This window comes from Vibrio sp. E150_018 (genome assembly GCF_053544035.1).
In genome coordinates, this window is the sequence record NZ_JBHGNY010000009.1 from 107,113 (window position 1) to 127,241 (window position 20,129).

General features: G+C 40.4%; 20 protein-coding genes. 3 read left to right on the forward strand and 17 right to left on the reverse strand.

All coding sequences use genetic code 11. From position 1 onward, the window contains the following. Positions 1-173: 173 nt before the first annotated feature. Both tagH and ACE3G9_RS10625 read right to left on the reverse strand, forming a co-directional pair. Positions 174-1,235, reverse strand: coding sequence for a type VI secretion system-associated FHA domain protein TagH (gene tagH / locus ACE3G9_RS10620; protein ID WP_417879130.1), 1,062 nt, complete (start codon positions 1,233-1,235; stop codon positions 174-176). A 181-nt stretch (positions 1,236-1,416) separates the two neighbouring features. Continuing rightward, positions 1,417-2,592 carry a patatin-like phospholipase family protein gene (locus ACE3G9_RS10625; RefSeq protein WP_417879131.1) on the reverse strand — a complete coding sequence of 392 codons (1,176 nt, stop codon included), beginning with the start codon at positions 2,590-2,592 and terminating at the stop codon, positions 1,417-1,419. Between the two features lie 715 nt (positions 2,593-3,307). On the opposite strand from ACE3G9_RS10625, the gene ACE3G9_RS10630 reads away from it, so the two are divergent. After that, positions 3,308-4,780: a sodium-dependent transporter gene (locus ACE3G9_RS10630; protein WP_417879132.1), complete on the forward strand. Its 1,473-nt coding sequence runs from the start codon at positions 3,308-3,310 to the stop codon at positions 4,778-4,780. Between the two features lies 1 nt (position 4,781). Further along, on the forward strand, positions 4,782-4,877 hold the full coding sequence (locus ACE3G9_RS10635) for a MetS family NSS transporter small subunit (protein WP_417879133.1): 96 nt from the start codon (positions 4,782-4,784) through the stop codon (positions 4,875-4,877). Between the two features lie 380 nt (positions 4,878-5,257). Here ACE3G9_RS10635 and ACE3G9_RS10640 read toward each other — a convergent pair whose 3' ends face one another. The 14 genes from ACE3G9_RS10640 to yceD form a co-directional block, all read right to left on the reverse strand. Next, positions 5,258-6,754, reverse strand: a complete 1,497-nt coding sequence (locus ACE3G9_RS10640) for a PTS transporter subunit EIIC (RefSeq protein WP_417879134.1) — start codon at positions 6,752-6,754, stop codon at positions 5,258-5,260. Positions 6,755-7,255: 501 nt separating this feature from the next. Next, a complete protein-coding gene (locus ACE3G9_RS10645; RefSeq protein WP_449219105.1) occupies positions 7,256-8,023 on the reverse strand; it encodes a TatD family hydrolase in 768 nt (255 codons plus the stop codon). Positions 8,024-8,089: 66 nt separating this feature from the next. After that, on the reverse strand, positions 8,090-9,049 hold the full coding sequence (gene holB, locus ACE3G9_RS10650; protein ID WP_417879136.1) for a DNA polymerase III subunit delta': 960 nt from the start codon (positions 9,047-9,049) through the stop codon (positions 8,090-8,092). Continuing rightward, entirely contained in the window at positions 9,049-9,693 is a 645-nt protein-coding gene (gene tmk, locus ACE3G9_RS10655; RefSeq protein ID WP_449219106.1) for a dTMP kinase, read from the reverse strand. The genes holB and tmk overlap by 1 nt, the downstream gene beginning before the upstream one ends. Then, positions 9,693-10,715: an endolytic transglycosylase MltG gene (gene mltG / locus ACE3G9_RS10660; protein WP_449219107.1), complete on the reverse strand. Its 1,023-nt coding sequence runs from the start codon at positions 10,713-10,715 to the stop codon at positions 9,693-9,695. The genes tmk and mltG overlap by 1 nt, the downstream gene beginning before the upstream one ends. Beyond that, positions 10,712-11,530 carry an aminodeoxychorismate lyase gene (gene pabC, locus ACE3G9_RS10665; RefSeq protein ID WP_417879139.1) on the reverse strand — a complete coding sequence of 273 codons (819 nt, stop codon included), beginning with the start codon at positions 11,528-11,530 and terminating at the stop codon, positions 10,712-10,714. The genes mltG and pabC overlap by 4 nt, the downstream gene beginning before the upstream one ends. Before the next feature lie 103 nt (positions 11,531-11,633). Continuing rightward, positions 11,634-12,878, reverse strand: a complete 1,245-nt coding sequence (gene fabF / locus ACE3G9_RS10670) for a beta-ketoacyl-ACP synthase II (RefSeq protein ID WP_417879140.1) — start codon at positions 12,876-12,878, stop codon at positions 11,634-11,636. 96 nt (positions 12,879-12,974) lie between these two features. Continuing rightward, entirely contained in the window at positions 12,975-13,208 is a 234-nt protein-coding gene (gene acpP, locus ACE3G9_RS10675) for an acyl carrier protein (RefSeq protein WP_027697107.1), read from the reverse strand. Between the two features lie 182 nt (positions 13,209-13,390). After that, positions 13,391-14,125: a 3-oxoacyl-ACP reductase FabG gene (gene fabG / locus ACE3G9_RS10680; RefSeq protein WP_417879141.1), complete on the reverse strand. Its 735-nt coding sequence runs from the start codon at positions 14,123-14,125 to the stop codon at positions 13,391-13,393. A 64-nt stretch (positions 14,126-14,189) separates the two neighbouring features. Continuing rightward, a complete protein-coding gene (gene fabD, locus ACE3G9_RS10685; RefSeq protein WP_449219108.1) occupies positions 14,190-15,116 on the reverse strand; it encodes an ACP S-malonyltransferase in 927 nt (308 codons plus the stop codon). A 57-nt stretch (positions 15,117-15,173) separates the two neighbouring features. Further along, positions 15,174-16,124 carry a beta-ketoacyl-ACP synthase III gene (locus ACE3G9_RS10690; protein ID WP_417879143.1) on the reverse strand — a complete coding sequence of 317 codons (951 nt, stop codon included), beginning with the start codon at positions 16,122-16,124 and terminating at the stop codon, positions 15,174-15,176. Between the two features lie 5 nt (positions 16,125-16,129). Then, positions 16,130-17,155 carry a phosphate acyltransferase PlsX gene (gene plsX / locus ACE3G9_RS10695; RefSeq protein WP_417879144.1) on the reverse strand — a complete coding sequence of 342 codons (1,026 nt, stop codon included), beginning with the start codon at positions 17,153-17,155 and terminating at the stop codon, positions 16,130-16,132. Positions 17,156-17,164: 9 nt separating this feature from the next. Next, entirely contained in the window at positions 17,165-17,335 is a 171-nt protein-coding gene (rpmF, locus tag ACE3G9_RS10700) for a 50S ribosomal protein L32 (protein ID WP_017025198.1), read from the reverse strand. Positions 17,336-17,376: 41 nt separating this feature from the next. Then, the gene (gene yceD, locus ACE3G9_RS10705; RefSeq protein ID WP_417879145.1) at positions 17,377-17,901 is read right to left on the reverse strand and encodes a 23S rRNA accumulation protein YceD; all 525 of its coding nucleotides are present in this window, start codon (positions 17,899-17,901) and stop codon (positions 17,377-17,379) included. A gap of 200 nt (positions 17,902-18,101) precedes the next feature. Between yceD and ACE3G9_RS10710 the strand changes: the two genes are divergently transcribed. After that, positions 18,102-18,692 carry a Maf family protein gene (locus tag ACE3G9_RS10710; RefSeq protein ID WP_449219109.1) on the forward strand — a complete coding sequence of 197 codons (591 nt, stop codon included), beginning with the start codon at positions 18,102-18,104 and terminating at the stop codon, positions 18,690-18,692. A 34-nt stretch (positions 18,693-18,726) separates the two neighbouring features. Here ACE3G9_RS10710 and rluC read toward each other — a convergent pair whose 3' ends face one another. After that, positions 18,727-19,671: a 23S rRNA pseudouridine(955/2504/2580) synthase RluC gene (gene rluC, locus ACE3G9_RS10715; RefSeq protein WP_449219110.1), complete on the reverse strand. Its 945-nt coding sequence runs from the start codon at positions 19,669-19,671 to the stop codon at positions 18,727-18,729. Between the last annotated feature and the right edge of the window lie 458 nt (positions 19,672-20,129).

The window sequence follows — 20,129 nt, forward strand, 5'->3', positions numbered from 1 at the left end:
CCAATCAACTTCTTTATAAACGAAAAGTATAACGCAGTTATCAAGAATTTTCACAAGTAAAAATAATGAGATTGGTATAATATCGATATATAAAATAAGGCCTCGATATCCAGTTATTTGGGTATCGAGGTCGGTTTAATTTTGAAATTTGTGGTAAGAAAAACTACCTGAGTTTAAAGTTGTTTACGTTGTAAAATATCATACGACTGCTCTAACACTTCCCAAAATTGCTTTTCAAAACCTTTTTGTCTCCCCGACATTAATTCAGAAAAATACGATTGGTACATTTTCCAAGCCCAAGCATCTTTATCTACATTATCTGGTGCATTTTTACGATAGGTTTCAAAGCGCTTTATTAAAGTTTCAGGTGCGAATTCATTGAGTAGATACTTTAAAGCTAACTCTGTTGCCTGATGCATTCTCTCACTGTGTGATTCTATAGATTTAAAACTACTTTCAATTGCTTGAGTTGGCTCCAAATGAAATAGACTACGCTCTTCACCAAACATCAAGTTTTTGGTTTCTTCTGGCGTTAGTCCCATTTTCAGTGGGTTATCTTGAATCGGCTGGAAACTGCGATTTAATAAATGAAAAGAATTATCTTGTCTGCTATGGATAGCTAATAGCCCTGCGATACTTGCGGCTAGCGGCTCATTCATTTCATTAGTATTGATTGAAGGTGACATCCTTATTTCCTTGTTCTGATCATCTTGCCTTATGGGTGGTTCAACCTCGGTTTTCGATGCTTGAACCTCTCGCGCTTCTGGCAAATCAATATCGAGTTGAGGAATATATGAGGGAGTTGTCTCTTGTACACTAGAAGTTTCTTGTACACTAGGAGCTTCTTGTACGCCAGAAGCAACGGTTTCCGCCACGCGATAACGTTGCTCTGTTTCCACTTCCACGACTTTTAAATGTGCTCTAATTTGATAAGAACCGATACGAAAAACATCACCATCTTTTACTTTTATATGTCGTTGTTGTTCAAATTGAGGCGACTCATCATTAATACTGATCCCACCTTGAATATCAATAAGATGGTATTCTCCATTTTCAAACTTGATCTGGCAATAAGGGGTAATAAGCGCATTGTTCGGATCTGGTAATACCCAGTGGCAACTCTCATCATTACCAATGTAACCACCTTCTTGTTTAAATTGATGCGATGCTGCACCACCTGTTTTTAAAAGACGAGTATTCATCACAACAAACGTGAGAAAAGTTTTCTCTTCCATGACCACTCCATTTACACAGCAAAACATTTCAATTACCACTAAGGTTTGTTTACCTTGAGGCTATAAAAAAGAAATTTTGGCGTAAAATATTCAAGTGGGAATAAAAGGAAGGAAGAATTGCGATCGAGTTAACTTTCATTTCGATCGCTTATCGAATCAGATCACTAAAATATGACTGAAGTTAAGAATAAGCGCTTTTGTGAATTATCGCAGGTTTTGATACAAGGGTAGAAAAGTGCTCAATATAACGTCGCCCAGCTTTAAGACCTAGTTGATAATCAAATTCTAAATCTTCCTGCTTACTAAGTAATGGGGAAGATCTTAATGGTTGCTCGGGAGCAATTTGCAGAATGAAACAATCATCTGGCGGTTTAAACATAAAGTTATGAGTCAGCGTAAAGGTTTGGTAATGTACTAGAAGCATGTCCATGATTCCAGCATCAAACTGATCACCTAATAGATGACACAAGCGGTACACATCACTGCTGCCAAATAACCAACGCCCACCATTTAACAACGGTTTCGCTTGCTCTGTTTCAATGAGTTTAGAGCGCTCTATACGCTGTTTTAAGAAACTATCAAAATCCAAACGCCAACTCGCGGTTCTTTCCGCAATACGAGTTTGTAGCGATTCTAAGTGTTGATCTAACCCCACTCTATTCAAAAATGAATTAAGCACGGTAGCACTTTGTTCTTGTCTGATTTCTTCAGTTAAATCTATTGGCTCAGTACGGATAACCGTAATTAAACGCGCGCCTTTACGCCAAGCCTCTTGCGCAGGAACGGCGGCAGAAACGCCACCATCAACGTAATATTGACCATTAATTTCAACTTCATGACGATATAAGGCTGGGATTGCACAAGTTGCTTTTAAGATATCAGACCAGTTATTAGAAGTGATCGGCAAATATTCATCGTGAAGATCAGCCATATTAGTAACCGCGGCATAGGCTTCTCGATCACCTAAAGCAAAACGTCCAACATCAATATCAAGTAGATAAGGAGGAGCAACTAATTGATCAAAAGCCCAATCAAGATCGAGACGTTGTTTACGACGAATATGTTTGAATAAGCGAAAAAATTCCGGACGAGTGGTTAACTCTGTAATGAACGCTTTGCCTAGTCCTCGTTGACGACAGATATAGGAGGTTAAATTTAAAGCACCAGCAGATGTGCCATAAAAAACATCGAAAGGATCAAGCGCTGCTTCAAGAAAACTATCAAGAACGCCGGCGGTAAAAATGCCTTTTTGTCCTCCTCCTTGGGCAACTAAAGCATGCCGTCCGTTGGCATACTTGTTAAGTGTAGTGAGGTCAATAGACATACCCGCATCGGTAATAACGCCACTATTTTTCACCCTCACTCCTTAACTCTATTTGTAGCAATATGTTCTTTGGCTCATGCAATTAATGCGTAACAACAATAGCAGCATACGCAGTAAGAAAAGCGATAATAGAACAAATGATCACTGCAGAAATTTTCAAATCACGACTCATAATAAAACCTCAGGTAATTAAGATGAACTAATATTAGCATGACTCTAATCTACAAGCCTATGAAAGTGTCGTTAAACTCTCAATATATCAAAAAATATCTTTCATAAAATTTAACGACATTCCTTCCCTAGATCGGTAAACAACTTACAAAAAATCAACTGCACTTAGGATAAGATTTAGAACAAAATATTGTACTGGCTCAAAAAATCGCACATTAAAACAACATTTAGATTACAGAAAACTAAAATATAAACATCGACAAATACCGTCAATTTCCAGCAAATAACACTAACAATTTTAATTACAGCAGTTCAATCTAGCATATTGATAATTTTATCAAGTTTTATCCAATATTTAACCTAACCTATACATTCGAGTGCTTCTATTGCGTTCTTTATATTGAATATGTAATCTCAAGCCATGCATAGGTGAATATTTCGCCCAATGCAAACACACATTTAAAATATCAGAATAATAATCTGGAATGTAGCAAGCAATACAGAATTTTAAACCTAAAAATTAAATCTGTTTATAACTTGTTAAGTATCCATTTACGCAGTTACAGAGGATTTGTACATGAAAAGAGAACAATGGGGCTCCCGAGCGGGGTTTGTTCTAGCGGCCGTAGGATCGGCAATAGGATTAGGTAACATTTGGCGTTTTCCATACATGGCGTATGAAAATGGTGGTGGTGCATTCTTTATTCCATACCTTTTTGCCATGCTTACCGCGGGTATTCCTTTTATGATCATGGAATTCACCATGGGTCATAAATTTCGTGGTTCCGCGCCAAGAACATTAGCAAAAATCAATTCAAAATTTGAGTGGCTTGGTTGGTTCCAAGTAATGATTGCGGCGGTGATCGGCGTGTACTACATCGCGATCATCGGTTGGGCAATTTCTTATGTTGGTTTAGCTTTCACTCAAGGCTGGGGCAATGATCCAAATGCTTACTTCTTTGGTGAATACCTACAACTAGGTGGAGATAATTCTCCTAGTCAACTAGGTAACATTCAATGGCACATTGCGATACCGATGATTGTCGGCTGGCTTGTCACCTATGCGGCTCTATTCGGTGGCGTTAAAGGTGGTATTGAACGTGCTGGGAAAATCATGATGCCGATCCTATTCATCATGGTACTTGCTTTGATTGGCCGTATGATTTTCTTACCCGGAGCGGTTGATGGCTTAAACTACATGTTCCAACCCGACTTTAGTCGCTTAACCGACCCTTCTGTTTGGTCTGCGGCTTATGGTCAAATGTTCTTCACTCTATCTGTTGGTTTCGCCATCATGTTAGCTTATTCAAGCTACCTACCAGAGAAGTCAGACATCAATAACAATGCTGTAATGATAGTATTGATTAACTGTGGCTTTTCTATCTTAGCCGGTGTTTTAATCTTCTCTGTATTGGGGTATATGGCACAAGAACAAGGCAAACCATTAACAGAGGTGGTTTCTGCGGGTGTTGGCTTGGCCTTTGTGACGATTCCAGCAGCGATTAACTTATTACCAGCTCCATACATTCTAGGTCCATTATTCTTCCTGGCATTGGTTGTTGCTGGTTTCAGCTCGCATATTTCAATTCTGGAAGCGGTAACATCTGCCTTTATCGACAAACTAAAATGGTCTCGTCGTAAAGCAGCAAGTATTGTATGTGGTACAGGCCTTATAGTATCCCTAGCATTCGCAACTAATGGTGGTTTATTACTATTAGATTTAGTCGATTACTTCATCAACAACATCGCTCTATTAGGAAGCTGTCTAATCGAATTGGTTCTTGTTGGATGGTTATTTAAAGTCGCTGATATTCGTAAACACGCTAACGCAGTATCAGAGCTTACTATCGGTATATGGTTCGACTTATGTATCCGCTTCTTAAGCCCAATTATGATTGCAATCATCCTAACTAATAAGATTATTGCGACCTTGACAGATGGATATGGTGGCTACAGCATGTCGGATCTATTAACACTAGGTTGGGGCCTATTAGTACTAATGTTGGTTATCTCTATCATTGTTAACTTAAAGAAATCAAAAGAGGCTTAATATGACAACTGATGCAATTATTATGATGATTATTGGCCTGGGCATTACCTGGGGTGGCGCAGCATTATGCATCCGCCGTGCGATGAAAAGTGAATAAAGACAATAATTAACATCACATATAACAAAGTCCGCAACTGCTGCGGGCTTTTTTGTTTTCGTATATATCCAAATCACTTCGGTATATACAGCGAACTATTGATTACACAGAATTATAAAGAGTATCGAACCCCTATCGTTGCTTGAAAATCTACAACCAACGAGCAAACTACCTGTTTTAGCAATATGTAACATCATCGGCCCTCCAAGGCACTTAAGCTATAATTTATTATCCAGACAAAGTTGAACCATAAATAACTTGTACGATGATCGGTTGACCGTTAGTCATATGCCAGTTTTTTATAAAAAAAAGCCAGTTGAGTTAACCCAACTGACTTTTTCATTTGTATTAATCACATATCAATTGATATTAAAATCCGATTAATTCTTTGATGCCTCTTTTTCTTCGTCTGTACGATAATCCAAGAAGAAAATCAGTAACATAGGAACTATAAATGCTACCGCAATTGCCACAGCATATACCCACATTGGATTAAATACCGGGATAGTTAACAATGAAGTAAATGCAAATGCTGTTGTTTTAACGCCTTGGTATTGAGAACCAAGAATTGCAATCACAAGACCACCAGCAAAACAACCAGGAAGCATGCGAGAATAAACGCGTTTGAAACGTAAGTGAATACCATATAGAGACGGTTCAGAGATACCACCAAATAGACCTGCTGCCAATGCACCAGATGCAGTTTGACGCATAGTCTTATCTTTTTCACGCATTGAGATTAATAGTACACCAGCGGTTGCACCGAAACATGCGAAGTTCCATACACCCATTGGACCTTGAATGAAGTCATAACCAAGTGTTTGGATATTCATTAACATTAAAGCATTTAGAGGCCAGTGTAGACCTAGTGGAACTAGGAATGGGTAAAGCATAGGAATCAACAATGCAAATACAAATGGTGCGTTATTATTCAACCATGCAAGGCCATTACCTAAGTCGATACCAATCCAAACACCTAGTGGGCCGATGAAGAATGCCGTTAATGGAATCATAATCGCTAGAGAGAAAAACGGTACGAATACCATGTGAACATTCTCTGGGAAGATCTTTTGCAAGAAACGATAAACAAGTGCTAATACTGCAACCATGATTAACGGTACAAATACTTGCCCTGAGTAGTCATTCCACTGCATCGCAAAACCAAAAATGTCAGCAACTTTTGTTGTGATACCTAGTTCTGGATCCAGAGTCGAAGTTGTTGAAGCCATAGAAGCTAACTTCTGGAATTCAGGTGTCATTAAGGCACCCATAATCGCAGCACCTAACCAAGGGTCTACGTTTAATTTTTTCGATGCATTATAAGCGATCATAATCGGCAAGAAGTAGAATACTGTATGCCACATTGTATCGACAAATACCCAACCTGCTGATTTTTCACCCCTGAAATCAACTAAGCCGAGAGCATCAAGAACAGCGGCTAATGCGATAATTAATGATGCACCAAGTAGAACACCTAGGATTGGACGGAAAGAGTCTGAAAGATATTCAAAGAAAGCATCAATCCATTGAACTTTGCCACGTACACCAGAAGAACGTAAAGAAGATTTTAGTTCCTCATTTGATGCGGCCCCATTGTTGTCTGCTGCAGCAGATTCTGCACCATCACTCATAGAAGGTAGTGCTTTAATCGCGTTATAAATATTACCAACGGCTCCGCCAATAACGATTTGATAACGATCTCCACTTTGAGGTACACAACCCATAACTTCTGGAATTGCGTCTAGTGCTTCTTTATTTACGATAGAACCATCATTTAATTCAAAACGTAAACGTGTTGCACAGAATGTCATAAATTTGACATTACTTGCACCACCAATCCCTTCAAGGATTTTTTCTGCTGCTGCTTTATTTGACATAATTTTTTAACCTTTATGCTTAGAAAAATACAAGCGCGAAGTATAACTCCCCCGTCCCACTTGCATAAAAATGTAACATTTTAAAATCGGCGTAGGATGTTCTATCTATGTAGTAAAATCAACTTTTTTAATTTAACAAAGTGATCCATGCACATTATTTTATCGACATAGATCTCAATAAAAACAAGAATACCCACAACATAACTGCTTAAGTTAACAATTTTAAATCATCTTTATTGACTAAAAATTCTTTATATAACGTGAAAATTGTAACAATGCCATTAGATTCTAGTAATGATTTGAAGCAAGTTTTAACTGGACAGATGAATTTAAGCTTAAAAAATGGGATCTCAATCTCATTTTGTGCAAGTAATGCGAATCAGAACCCGCTATACGATTGGGTTGAAAGGTGCTTACATTCCGTCACCAATCTTCCTTGCCTAAAGGTCTGGATGATTGCTCTGAATTCTGCATCTTGAAGTCACCTGGGTATATATCTAACTAACTTAAAAACAATTTGTTGAAATTAGACGTTGTTACTTTAGATACCGTTTCAACATCGCATTGTTGTAGGTCAGCTAAAAATGTAGCCACTTCTGATACATAAGCAGGCTGATTTTCTTTGCCACGATGTGGAACTGGCGCTAGATAAGGTGAGTCGGTTTCGACAAGCAGCCTATCTAGAGGTAATTGTTTTACAACTTCTTGTAACTCTGTCGCTTGCTTGAAGGTAATAATCCCTGACAAAGAAATATAAAACCCAAGGTCGATGGCCGCTTTCGCAAACGCCAAGTCTTCAGTAAAACAATGGATCACCCCACCGCAACGCTCAGCATGACCATTTTTTAATACATCTAGCGTTTCAGCACGAGCATTCCTGGTATGGATTATCAACGGCTTATCTAATTCATTAGCAACCGCTACATGTTGCTCAAACAATTCTATTTGTCGCAGAGCGGTTTCAGGTTGATAGAAAAAATCTAATCCTGTCTCACCAATCGCCACCACCTTTGAATGGCTGGCATATTGTTTAAACGTATTAAGATCGAATTCACTTTCGCAATCTAGCGGGTGAACGCCACACGATGCATGAATATTATTAAACGGTTCGACCATCGCCAGCATTGAAGGAAAAGCTTCCAGTGTCACACCAACAGTCAACATTTGCTCCACACCCACTTGCTTTGCTTTGGTTACCACATCCGCAACATCTGCATGTAAGTCATTGTAATTTAATTTATCGAGGTGACAGTGTGAATCAACTAACATAATCTAGTTCCTGACGTCATAGGTCGAAAATAAGGTATTGATTTAGCTTTGAGTTTTTCTTTGAGCTTAAGATTGGACTAAAGTGAGATACCAATCTACGATCAGTAACTCAGCGTTCAAACCGCTCGAAGTCGCTAATGAATGATGCATTTGTTGCAGGTGTTGATATTGAGAATAGGCGCTAGTATACGAAATACAACTCGCAAGTTGCTCAAATACCGCCGGTTGAGGAATATCCGCGACACCAAAGTGGGCTTTTTGTAGATCATTAAATAGATACAGAAGCCAAGACACTTTTTCTAATGGTTCTTTCTTAAAAAAGCTTTGCACTTCAAATAAAGAAAATGAACGTTTTTGTACCCCAGCCAAAAGTATACCAAGTAACTGCTCCCACTCTTTCTGCTTACCTTCTTTGATAAACGAAAAAGCATCCAGTGGTGACTGTGCATACATCTTTAAGCTAAACCAGTCTGGTATTTGATCACGAGATAATTGAGAACCTAACCACTCCAGCAACACAGACTTTGCCACTTTTGGCAATTGCCAATGCTGACAGCGGCTAATAATGGTAGGCAACAATTTGTGTTTATCTTGAGTCAACAGGACAAATACACATTGTTCTGGCGGAGTTTCCAATGTTTTTAATAAAGCATTGGATGCCGATTCATTCATCGATTCTGCTGGCTGAATAATGATAATGCGTTTACCACCGAGTTGCGATGATTCAATCGCGTAGCGGTTAGCCTCGCGAATTTGCTCAACGTTAATCCCTTTACCTTCTTTCTCCGGTGTTATCCAATGAATATCAGGGTGGTGACCACCTTGACTTAACTCACAGCTATGACAAAAGCCACATGCTTCATCGTGTGAGTTTTTACATACAACAGCCGCTGCAAGACGGTTAACGAGATTTTCTATTCCCGTACCAGTATTAGCACTACACAGCATTGCGTGTGGCGTGGTTTGCTGAGAAAGCATGACTTGCCATTGTTTCCAGAGCGGATCTAGCCAAGGATATAAAGCCATTATGCTACCGTTTGTCCATTATCAAACCATACTTGTAGAGCACGGTGTAAATCGCTAGCCACTTGCTCAATCGTTTGATTGGCATTGATGGTAATAATACTCGGATCTTGTTGAGCGGTTTCTAAATAGCGAGCACGTACTCGTTCAAAAAAACTAATATCCATTTTTTCAATTCGGTCTAGTTCGCCTCTACCACGCGCCCTTTCCAAACCGATTTTAGGATCTATATCCAAATATAAAGTAAGATCTGGCTTAAAATCACCTAATGCGGTTTGTTTTAAATTACTCATAATTTCAGGGCTAATTTGACGACCACCGCCTTGGTACGCTTGAGAAGATAAATCATGACGATCACCAAGAACCCATTGCCCATTAGCAAGCGCTGGCTTAATTACGTTTTCAACTAGCTGCACGCGAGCCGCATACATCATCAATAGTTCACTGACATCGTGTAACTCTTCTCCCGCATGCTCTTCTTTCACTAATGCACGTAACTTTTCCGCTAATGTTGTACCACCCGGCTCGCGCGTCTGTACAACATCTAGGATTGAATGCTGCTTTAACGTTTCCAACACAGCATTAATCGCGGTGCTTTTTCCTGCGCCTTCTAAGCCTTCAACTACAATAAATTTCGCGTTTTTCATTAGTTACTCTTATTTGCTCGTAATTTTCTCAAATAATCACGCACGGCACGATTATGTTCAGCTAACGATTTAGTGAATACGTGTCCACCATCACCACTTGCTACAAAGTATAAATAGCTACTTTTCTCTGGATTTAATGCGGCACGTACAGAGTTAACCCCAGGCATGGCAATCGGGGTTGGTGGTAAACCATTAATCACATAGGTATTATAAGGGGTTGGCGTTGACAAATCTTTTTTCCGGATGTTGCCGTCATATTTATCTCCCATTCCGTAAATCACTGTAGGATCGGTTTGCAATCGCATGCCTTTATTTAATCGATTGACAAAAACTGACGCGACACGTTCGCGCTCTGATTCTACCGCGGTTTCTTTCTCAATAATTGACGCCAAAATTAACGCTTGATACGGCGTGTCCAACGGTAGATTTTTTTGTCTTGTTTGCCAAGCTGCATCTAACTCACGAGTAAGTGATTGATGTGCCCTTTTCAAAATATCAAGATCAGACATACCTTCGGTGTAATGATATGTTTCCGCTAATAATAAGCCTTCTAGTTTTTGATGGCTTTCACCAAGTGCGTTGGCAATCTCTGCTTCACTTAGATCTTTGGTTTTATGTACTAAACCTTTTGCCATATCCAGTTGACTACGCCATTCGCTGAAACGCCCGCCTTCAATAAAGGTAATGGTAAATTGAAATTCTTCACCCTTCACCATAGTCATTAGAGCTTGTTGCAATGTTTCACCTGGATTAACTTGATAAGTTCCCGCTCGAATATCAACTAATTCAGGGTATAAACGTGGCAACAAACGAGTAAAGGTATTGCCAGTAATCCAACCTTGTTGTTCCATCATCCACAATGCGCTTTTTAACGTTTTACCATGTTCAATAGTAATCAACTGCTTCGATTCAATATTTAATGGCTGTTGTACATAATGAGTGACCTCTGACTTAGCATAAAACATCACTACTACCGATGCTACAACGACTAAAAGCAATACAATGACTAATTTTTTAATCACGGGTTAATTTTCTCCTGAATAGCACGTGTAATTACGCCAATATTAAATTCTTTATTATTTATTTGAATGATTGGAACGACACCATGTAGTGCATTAGTAATGAACACTTCATCAGCATTGAGCACATCGTCTAACATATAAGAACCGATATTCATTATCATTTTTTTCTGCTCAGCATATTCACAGACTTGTTTTCGCTTTATACCTAGCACCCCATTTTTCACTAACTCTGGTGTATAAAGCTGATTGTTGGACACCCAAAACAAATTGGCGGCACTCATCTCAATGACGTTCCCATCAATATCAAGCACGATATTGTCATCGTACTCAGTATCATCAATTTCTTTCTTAATCAGAACTTGTTCTAAGCGATTATTATGTTTAAGCCCAGCAAGCTGAGGATTTATCCCTAAACGAGTAGCGCTCACACCCACTTTTATTCCCTCAGATTGCCAGATTGAATAATGTTCAGGGTAAGCAAAGGTCTGAACGACAACTTGTATAGAATTTGCACCACTAGGACTATAACCTCTCCCGCCACTTCCACGGCTCACGTGGATTTTAAGTCCACTTAACGCAAGTGTTTGATGACCGGAGGCATTAATAGCCGCTTCAATCCACTCCTCCACTTGATTCCATTCTGGAGGCGACATAAAAAGTTTCTGACAAGTAAAATCAATACGTTCTTTATGGGCACAAAGTAATAATGGTTGACCATATTTCACTAAAATAGTCGTGAAACAGCCATCTCCATATTGAAATGAACGGTCTGTAATAGATACGCTTTGCTGTTGTTTTCCATTGACAAAAAACATAGTGATCCTATTCCCGTTTATTGGCTGCATCATAGCAAAAAAAAAGCGGCTTAATGCTATAACATTAAACCGCTTTATAAAATGGCTTATTCAGCTATTTTAACTAGATACGTTTGAAGATTAACGAACCATTGGTGCCACCGAAGCCAAATGAGTTACATAGAGCGTATTCCATGTTCTCAACTTTACGAGCTTTATTCGGTACATAATCCAGATCACAACCTTCATCAGGGCTATCTAGATTAATGGTTGGTGGAACAATTTGATCGACCAACGTTAGCGCCGTAATGATCGATTCAACTGAGCCTGCTGCACCGAGTAAGTGACCTGTCATTGATTTAGTTGATGATACCAGTACTTTCTTCGCCGCTTCTTCACCTAAAGCACGCTTAATACCTAAGGTTTCTGCTACATCACCCGCTGGCGTTGATGTGCCGTGCGCATTGACATAACCAATTTGATCACCGGTAATACCTGCATCACGAATAGCCGCTTCCATTGCTAATGCACCACCTGAACCATCAGCACTAGGCGACGTCATGTGATAAGCATCACCACTCATACCAAAACCAACAATTTCACAGTAGATTTTTGCACCACGCGCTTTAGCATGCTCGTACTCTTCTACCATCATCATGCCAGCACCATCCCCTAGCACAAAACCATCACGGTCTTTATCCCATGGGCGGGAAGCTAAATGCGGTTCATCATTTCGGCTTGATAATGCTTTTGCTGCAGCAAAGCCACTCATCGCTAGCGGTGTCGACGCTTTTTCAGCACCACCAGCAAGCATGACATCAGCATCACCGTAAGCAATCATACGAGCCGCATGGCCGATATTATGCAAACCAGTAGTACATGCTGTTGAAATGGCGATATTAGGTCCACGTAAGCCTTTCATGATAGACAGGTGGCCTGCAATCATATTCACAATGGTTGAAGGCACAAAAAATGGACTCATACGACGAGGGCCACGATCTCGAAGCGTATGTGCTGCTTCTTCGATCAGACCAATACCACCAATACCAGAGCCAATAGCGACACCGATACGTGTAGCATTTTCTTCGTTCACTTCAATGCCTGAATCATTAAAAGCTTGGATACCCGCAGCAATACCATACTGGATAAATAAATCCATTTTGCGAGCATCTTTCTTGGACATGTACTCTTCGCAATCAAAGTCTTTCACTAAGCCTGCAAAACGAGTGGGAAAATTGGTTGCATCAAAGTGCTCGATATTCACGATACCACTTTGACCGTCTAAAAGGGCTTTCCAAGAGGATTCAACTGTGTTGCCTACCGGTGACAACATCCCCATGCCTGTAACAACTACACGACGCTTGGACACGATTTTTTCTCCGGAGATTAATAATACTGAGAGTATGTAAGGATAGATGATATAAGATAAAACTCAGGCGGCCTGGGAGACCGCCTGGGGGTGTTATTACTGTGCGCTGTTTACGTAGTCGATTGCAGCTTGAACAGTAGTAATTTTTTCAGCTTCTTCGTCAGGGATTTCAGTATCGAATTCCTCTTCTAAAGCCATTACTAGCTCTACTGTGTCTAGAGAGTCAGCACCTAGATCATCAACGAAAGAAGCTTCGTTTTTCACTTCTGCTTCATCTACACCTAGTTGTTCAACAATGATTTTTCTTACGCGTTCTTCGATGTTGCTCATTTTTCTTTTCCTATTACAGAGAGTTCGCTTAAATGCGATGTTAGCCGTAGTTTATTCAAACTTTGAAAAGTTGCAAGGCTGACCTTGCTGGTCAAACCACAAATTTCATGTTTTTCACTGAAATTTGGTACATTTTTGACCTAAATCATGCATATGAGTGATTTTAAAACACTCAAATAGATTTAGACCATGTACATACCACCATTCACGTGCAGTGTTTCGCCAGTAATATAGGCGGCATCGTCAGAAGCTAAAAAGGCAACTGCTGATGCAATTTCACGCGGATCACCTAATCGACCTGCTGGCACTTGTGATAGTGTAGCAGTACGTTGGTCATCATTCAGTGCTTTTGTCATATCTGTTTCGATAAAACCTGGAGCAACAGTATTTACCGTTACACCGCGAGAAGCAACTTCACGAGCCATTGATTTTGTGAAACCAATTACGCCAGCTTTCGCTGCTGCGTAGTTTGCTTGCCCCGCATTGCCCATAGTCCCCACTACAGAGCCCACGTTAACAATACGACCATGACGTTTTTTCATCATGCCTCGAAGAACCGCTTTAGACAAACGGAAAATCGACGTTAGATTAGTATCCATGATATCTTGCCATTCGTCATCTTTCATACGCATCAACAGGTTATCACGAGTAATCCCAGCATTATTCACTAAAATGTCAATTCCACCGAATTCTTCATTAATGGTTTTGATCGTCGCCGCAACAGAATCGGCATCTGTTACATTCAAGGCTAAACCTTTACCATTACTTCCAAGGTAGTCACTAATCGCTTGTGCGCCAGATTCGCTTGTTGCAGTACCTACAACGGTCGCGCCACGCTCAACTAATCGTTCAGCAATCGAACGACCAATACCACGACTGGCACCAGTAACTAGTGCAATTTTACCTTCAAGATTCATTATAAATCCTCTTTATGACTGAAAATGTGATACCTAGGCATAGCTCAACACCATGCCATCAGTATTAACCGCGAGCAGCATCAAGAGAAGCTGGATCATTCACAGCTTGTGCGCTCAAGGCTTTTACAATTCGCTTAGTCAAACCAGTTAATACTTTACCTGGTCCAAACTCTAATAAGTTCTCTACGCCTTGCTCATGCATTGCAACCACGCCTTCAGTCCAACGAACTGGGCTATATAATTGACGAACAAGCGCATCTTTAATCTTCTCAGGATCGGTTTCTGCAATCACATCGACGTTATTAATTACAGGCACGATCGGTGCATTAAACTCGATATCCGCTAGTGCTTCAGCAAGTTTATCCGCAGCGGGTTTCATCAATGCACAATGTGAAGGTACAGAAACCGGTAAAGGCAATGCACGCTTAGCACCTGCTGCCTTACAAAGCTCACCAGCACGTTCTACTGCTGCTTTATTACCTGCAATTACGACTTGACCAGGAGAGTTAAAGTTTACCGGTGATACTACTTCGCCTTGTGCCGCTTCTTCACATGCTTTAGCAATCGCAGCATCATCTAGGCCAATAATCGCAAACATTGCACCAACACCAGCAGGCACTGCTTGTTGCATAAGCTCACCACGTAGTGCAACTAACTTAATCGCTTGTTTAAAGTCAACAACGCCCGCGCATACTAATGCTGAATATTCACCAAGACTATGACCCGCTACTATTTGAGGTTGCTCACCACCGACTTCTTGCCATACACGCCAGATCGCTACAGAAGCAGCTAATAATGCAGGTTGAGTACGATGTGTTTCATTTAAATCTTCTACAGGACCATTTTGAACCAAGTTCCATAAATCATAACCAAGTGCTTCTGATGCTTCAGAAAAGGTTGCTTTTACAATACTATATTGTTCACCAAGTTCCGCTAACATTCCAACAGTTTGAGAGCCCTGCCCTGGAAATACAACCGCAAACTTACTCATAGAAAATTTCCTTAAAATTAAAATCTAACTTACCTAACATTTAAATAAGTCTAACAATTAGAATCGAACGAGCGCAGACCCCCATGTGAAACCACCACCAAACGCTTCTAATAACAGCATATGACCACGTTGAATTCGACCATCACGAACCGCTTCATCTAAAGCGGTTGGGACTGTAGCGGCAGAAGTATTACCATGTCGGTCTAACGTTACTACTACTTGATCAAGTGACATAGCAAGCTTCTTAGCCGTAGCTGAAATGATGCGTAAATTCGCTTGATGCGGTACAAGCCAATCGAGCTCAGTTTTCGCCATATCATTCACAGAAAGTGTATCTTTCACTAACTTAGAGAGTTGAGTTACGGCAACTTTAAAGACTTCATTACCCGCCATGTGTAACCAAGCGTCGATATACTCACCACGCTTTGCTTCTTCTAAGCTTAATAACTCACCAAAACGACCATCTGCATGCAAATGAGTTGAAATAATACCAGGCTCTTCGCTAGCGCCAAGTACTACGGCACCTGCGGCATCACCAAATAAAATAATGGTTGAACGGTCTTCAGGATCACACATTTTTGATAACGCATCAGCCCCGATAACCAGAACATTTTTTGCCATTCCCGTTTTAATATGCTGATCAGCAATCGACAAAGCATACACAAAACCAGAGCAAGCTGCGGCCACATCAAACGCAGGACACCCTTTGATGCCTAATGCTGCTTGAACCTGACAAGCGGATGATGGGAATTTGTGACTACCACTGGTGGTTGCGACAATAATTAGGTCAATATCGTGCTTATCAATACCAGCCATTTCAATCGCATTGACTGATGCGTGATAGGCCATATCAGCAACGGATTCATCGGGAGCAGAAATACGGCGCTCACGAATACCAGTACGAGTTACAATCCACTCATCACTAGTATCAACCATTTTTTCTAAATCGGCGTTAGTACGCACTTGAGTCGGTAGGTAACTACCTGTTCCTAAAATTTTGCTATTCATGAAGACTAATAATGCCTCTCGAGTAAAACCGCTTCTAAGCGATCGCTTATACGGCTTGGGACTTGCTGTTTGACTTCATACACTGCTTCACCAATTGCATTGATCATAGCAGATGTATCAGCTTGCCCATGGCTTTTGATAACAATGCCGCGCAATCCTAGCAAACTTGCACCATTATACTGGTCGGGGTTCAGTGTTTTTAACTCATTAAATAAATTAGAGAACAATTTTCGAGCAATCCAGCCCTTAATTGTTGAAGAAATAAAATAACTTTTTAATTTTTGGTGGAATAAATGCGCTACCCCTTCACAGGTTTTTAGACACACATTTCCGACAAATCCATCACAAACTATCACATCTGCGACATCATAAAAAAGCTGATTTCCTTCAATATAGCCAGAATAGTTGATTTCTTTTGTTTGGCTGAGTAATTCTGAGCAACGCTTAACCAAGTCATTGCCTTTTATTTCTTCTTCACCAACATTCAAAATCGCGACTCGAGGTTGATGTGGAATATGCACTTCAGCCAATGCACTGCCCATCACGGCAAACTGGAATAAAGTATCAGCATCCACTGATACATTAGCACCCAAATCAAGCACCCAGGTTTTTTTACCAGATACCGTTGGTAGTGCACTAACCAGAGCAGGACGTTCTATCCCGGGTAATAATTTAAGACGGAATTTTGACAAAGCCATTAAAGCACCGGTATTTCCACCACTCACGCAAGCATCGGCTATACCATCTGCCACGTAATCGAGCGCTATACGCATCGATGTTCCGGAACTATTACGTAATGCTAAAGACGGCTTTTCATCATTAGAAATATCTCTCTCACTGTGTTTAATGATGAGACGAGGGGTCGGAGTAAATCCGAGGTGTGTCAGTTCTTTCGTGATTTGTTCACGATCACCGACCAATATAACTTTCAGCTCTGGGAAATGTGACAATGCCTGCACGGCGGCAGGCACTGTTACGCGAGGACCGAAATCCCCGCCCATTGCATCAAGTGCAACGGTAATAGTTTGCAAAGGTCAACCTTACTTGTTGATAACCTTTTTGCCACGGTAGTAACCGTCAGCAGTCACGTTGTGACGTAGGTGAGTTTCACCTGAAGTTGCGTCTACAGATAATGCACTAGTCGTTAGCGCATCGTGTGAACGACGCATGCCACGCATTGAACGTGATTTTTTGCTCTTTTGTACGGCCATGACCCTACTCCTTCGTTTTTAAACTCTAATGCTTTATAGCACTAGCGCTTTAAATTTTTTAAAACGTCAAATGGATTCGGTTTTTCTTCCAAAGCTTCTTCTGGGAGATCGCCAAACACCATATTGTTTGATTGTACGCTACATTCAGATTCGTCATGCATCGCAATTTGAGGTAATTCTAGAATGAACTCGTCTTCCACTAACTTAATCAGATCCAACTCACCGTACTCGTTCAGATCTACCAAATCGTACTCTTCCGGTGCGTCTTGTTCACTTTTCTCACTGTAAACAGGAGTACAAGTGAATTCAACTTCGCACAAATGCGCGAATATCTCATTACAGCGTTGACATTCTAAATCGACTTCGACGTTAGCTTTACCAGAGATAACGACTAATCGTTGTTCATCCAACTCAAAGGACAATGATACTTCTGCGTCGCGTTTGACGCCTTCAGTCAACTCGGCAATGCGCTTCATTAAACTAACTTGAACTATACCTTGATAGTCTAAGCGTTTTTGAGCAGATTTTGCTGGGTCAACTGTACGCGGTATTTTTACCTTTTGCATAGGGCGCGAATATTATCCTCCAAAATGAATTTAGTCAAAGGAAAAGGCAAAAAACTTACACTTTCCTTTTCCCTATTCTATGCACCGTTCAACATGACGCATAGCGTGATTTGTTTTAGTATACCTAAGTAATGTAAGACACCTAAATTGGTACCTTGGTTACTTAGGTGTATATCAATTAATCTTTAAGAGCCCCACTTATGTCGCCAAAACTAATTTTAGCTTCCACATCCCCTTACCGAAAACAATTACTTAATAAACTTGCTATCGAATTTGAAACTCGTGAACCTAATTGTGATGAAACGCCGTTGCCTGGTGAAAGCGCGACCGAACTGGTACTGCGTTTAGCTAAAATGAAAGCCCAATCATGCGTACTAGAAGAGCAAGGCAAACAAATCATTATTGGATCGGATCAAGTTTGCGTTATTAACAACGCAATTATTGGCAAACCCCTTACTCGGGACAATGCCATTCAACAACTGACTCAAGCGAGTGGCCAAGTCATCACGTTTTATACTGGCCTCGCAGTTTTTAACAGCGAAACAGGATGCTGTAATGTCACGCTAGATGAATTCAAAGTTCACTTCAGAACGCTATCTCAAACCCAGATTGAATACTATGTCGATACCGAGCAACCTTTCTATTGCGCTGGCAGTTTCAAAAGCGAAGGACTCGGTATTGCTTTATTCGAACGCTTAGAAGGTAAAGATCCTAACTCGCTTATAGGCTTACCGCTTATTACCCTAATCGATATGCTGGACAAGCAAGATATTCAGGTTTTATCTAAATAGCCTTCACTTAGGTTACTTGGGTATAAATAATCCGTTATTTCGCTCTTAAACCTGCTAGTGCTTTTTCAAGTTTAACTTCCATTGGTGCTGAGATATCCATAGCCTCATCTGTCGCCGGATGCGTAAATTGAATATTGGCGGCATGAAGAAATAAACGATTCAGCCCGACTTGCCCAGTATAAGCATCAAAGCGGCGGTCACCATAACGGTCATCCCAAGCAATCGGATGGCCGACATACTGACAATGAACACGAATTTGGTGTGTTCTACCCGTAATAGGACTAGCTTGAACTAAGGTCGCTTGATTAAACTTTTCTAAAATCTTATAGCGAGTTTCTGACGGCTTACCATTTGGATTAACTCGAACAATGCTGTTCACCTCATTTTTGAGTAACGGAGCCTTAACTACTTTACAACTCGACTTCCACTCACCCATCACTAAAGCAAAATAATACTTCTGAACGGTCTTCTCGCGAAATTGGGCTTGTAAATGACGCAATGCCGAGCGCTTTTTAGCAACCAATAAGATCCCAGAAGTATCACGGTCGATACGGTGAACCAATTCAAGAAAGCGAGCTTGTGGACGCAATGCTCGTAATGCTTCGATAGCACCAAATTTTAAACCACTGCCACCATGAACCGCTGTCCCTGATGGTTTATTTAAAATCAACATACTGTCATCTTCGAAAATGATGCAATTTTCTAACTCAGAGACTTTATCTAATTTAGTACTCACGGGGACGGCATCTTCTTCTGCCGAAATGCGTACCGGAGGAATACGAACGATGTCACCGGCTTGTATTTTATATTCCGCCTTCACGCGTTTTTTATTTACGCGCACTTCTCCCTTACGCAAGATTCGATAAACCATGCTTTTAGGGATCTGCTTTAATTGATTACGCAAAAAATTGTCGATTCGTTGGCCCGCCATATCAGCGTCAATATCAACAAATTTCACTTCTGTTTTAATATCATTCATTCGGCTATTCTAACACTCAAACATCACCCAGAGGCATAAGATTCTGAAAATTATTATCTCCATTTTATCCCCCACGTTCACTTTTTGCTCACAACCGCACAAAATTAAAACAAAAATTAAACTAACAACATGTTATTAAACAAATTAACATTATTAATAATACGGATGTAATATTACTCACCTCCGAGTTAACCACAGGTTTTCCTATTTATTTACGCACTTTGACGTAAAGCTGATTGCTGATATTTCTTGGCGCTGCTATAGTTCACAGCTGCAATGGTTGTATTGAACATTTTCTATGCAAATTTAATGTCATTCATTGCAATTAATGAGTAGAAGCTTCGAACGTATGTGCTGCATTAGGCGTAAGACACAACTGACGAAGACCAACTTATCGCCTACTCACGTTATCAATGCAGAAGTAATACCGACTTGAATTCGGACCAAGCATTCGCGTT

What these genes read in the sequence shown, in the direction of transcription:
- tagH (WP_417879130.1), bottom strand. Translation starts at nt 1,235, where the DNA reads ATGGAAGAGAAAACTTTTCTCACGTTTGTTGTGATGAATACTCGTCTT.
- ACE3G9_RS10630 (WP_417879132.1), top strand. Translation starts at nt 3,308, where the DNA reads ATGAAAAGAGAACAATGGGGCTCCCGAGCGGGGTTTGTTCTAGCGGCC.
- ACE3G9_RS10635 (WP_417879133.1), top strand. Translation starts at nt 4,782, where the DNA reads ATGACAACTGATGCAATTATTATGATGATTATTGGCCTGGGCATTACC.
- ACE3G9_RS10640 (WP_417879134.1), bottom strand. Translation starts at nt 6,754, where the DNA reads ATGTCAAATAAAGCAGCAGCAGAAAAAATCCTTGAAGGGATTGGTGGT.
- ACE3G9_RS10645 (WP_449219105.1), bottom strand. Translation starts at nt 8,023, where the DNA reads ATGTTAGTTGATTCACACTGTCACCTCGATAAATTAAATTACAATGAC.
- holB (WP_417879136.1), bottom strand. Translation starts at nt 9,049, where the DNA reads ATGGCTTTATATCCTTGGCTAGATCCGCTCTGGAAACAATGGCAAGTC.
- tmk (WP_449219106.1), bottom strand. Translation starts at nt 9,693, where the DNA reads ATGAAAAACGCGAAATTTATTGTAGTTGAAGGCTTAGAAGGCGCAGGA.
- pabC (WP_417879139.1), bottom strand. Translation starts at nt 11,530, where the DNA reads ATGTTTTTTGTCAATGGAAAACAACAGCAAAGCGTATCTATTACAGAC.
- acpP (WP_027697107.1), bottom strand. Translation starts at nt 13,208, where the DNA reads ATGAGCAACATCGAAGAACGCGTAAGAAAAATCATTGTTGAACAACTA.
- fabG (WP_417879141.1), bottom strand. Translation starts at nt 14,125, where the DNA reads ATGAATCTTGAAGGTAAAATTGCACTAGTTACTGGTGCCAGTCGTGGT.
- fabD (WP_449219108.1), bottom strand. Translation starts at nt 15,116, where the DNA reads ATGAGTAAGTTTGCGGTTGTATTTCCAGGGCAGGGCTCTCAAACTGTT.
- ACE3G9_RS10690 (WP_417879143.1), bottom strand. Translation starts at nt 16,124, where the DNA reads ATGAATAGCAAAATTTTAGGAACAGGTAGTTACCTACCGACTCAAGTG.
- rpmF (WP_017025198.1), bottom strand. Translation starts at nt 17,335, where the DNA reads ATGGCCGTACAAAAGAGCAAAAAATCACGTTCAATGCGTGGCATGCGT.
- yceD (WP_417879145.1), bottom strand. Translation starts at nt 17,901, where the DNA reads ATGCAAAAGGTAAAAATACCGCGTACAGTTGACCCAGCAAAATCTGCT.
- ACE3G9_RS10710 (WP_449219109.1), top strand. Translation starts at nt 18,102, where the DNA reads ATGTCGCCAAAACTAATTTTAGCTTCCACATCCCCTTACCGAAAACAA.
- rluC (WP_449219110.1), bottom strand. Translation starts at nt 19,671, where the DNA reads ATGAATGATATTAAAACAGAAGTGAAATTTGTTGATATTGACGCTGAT.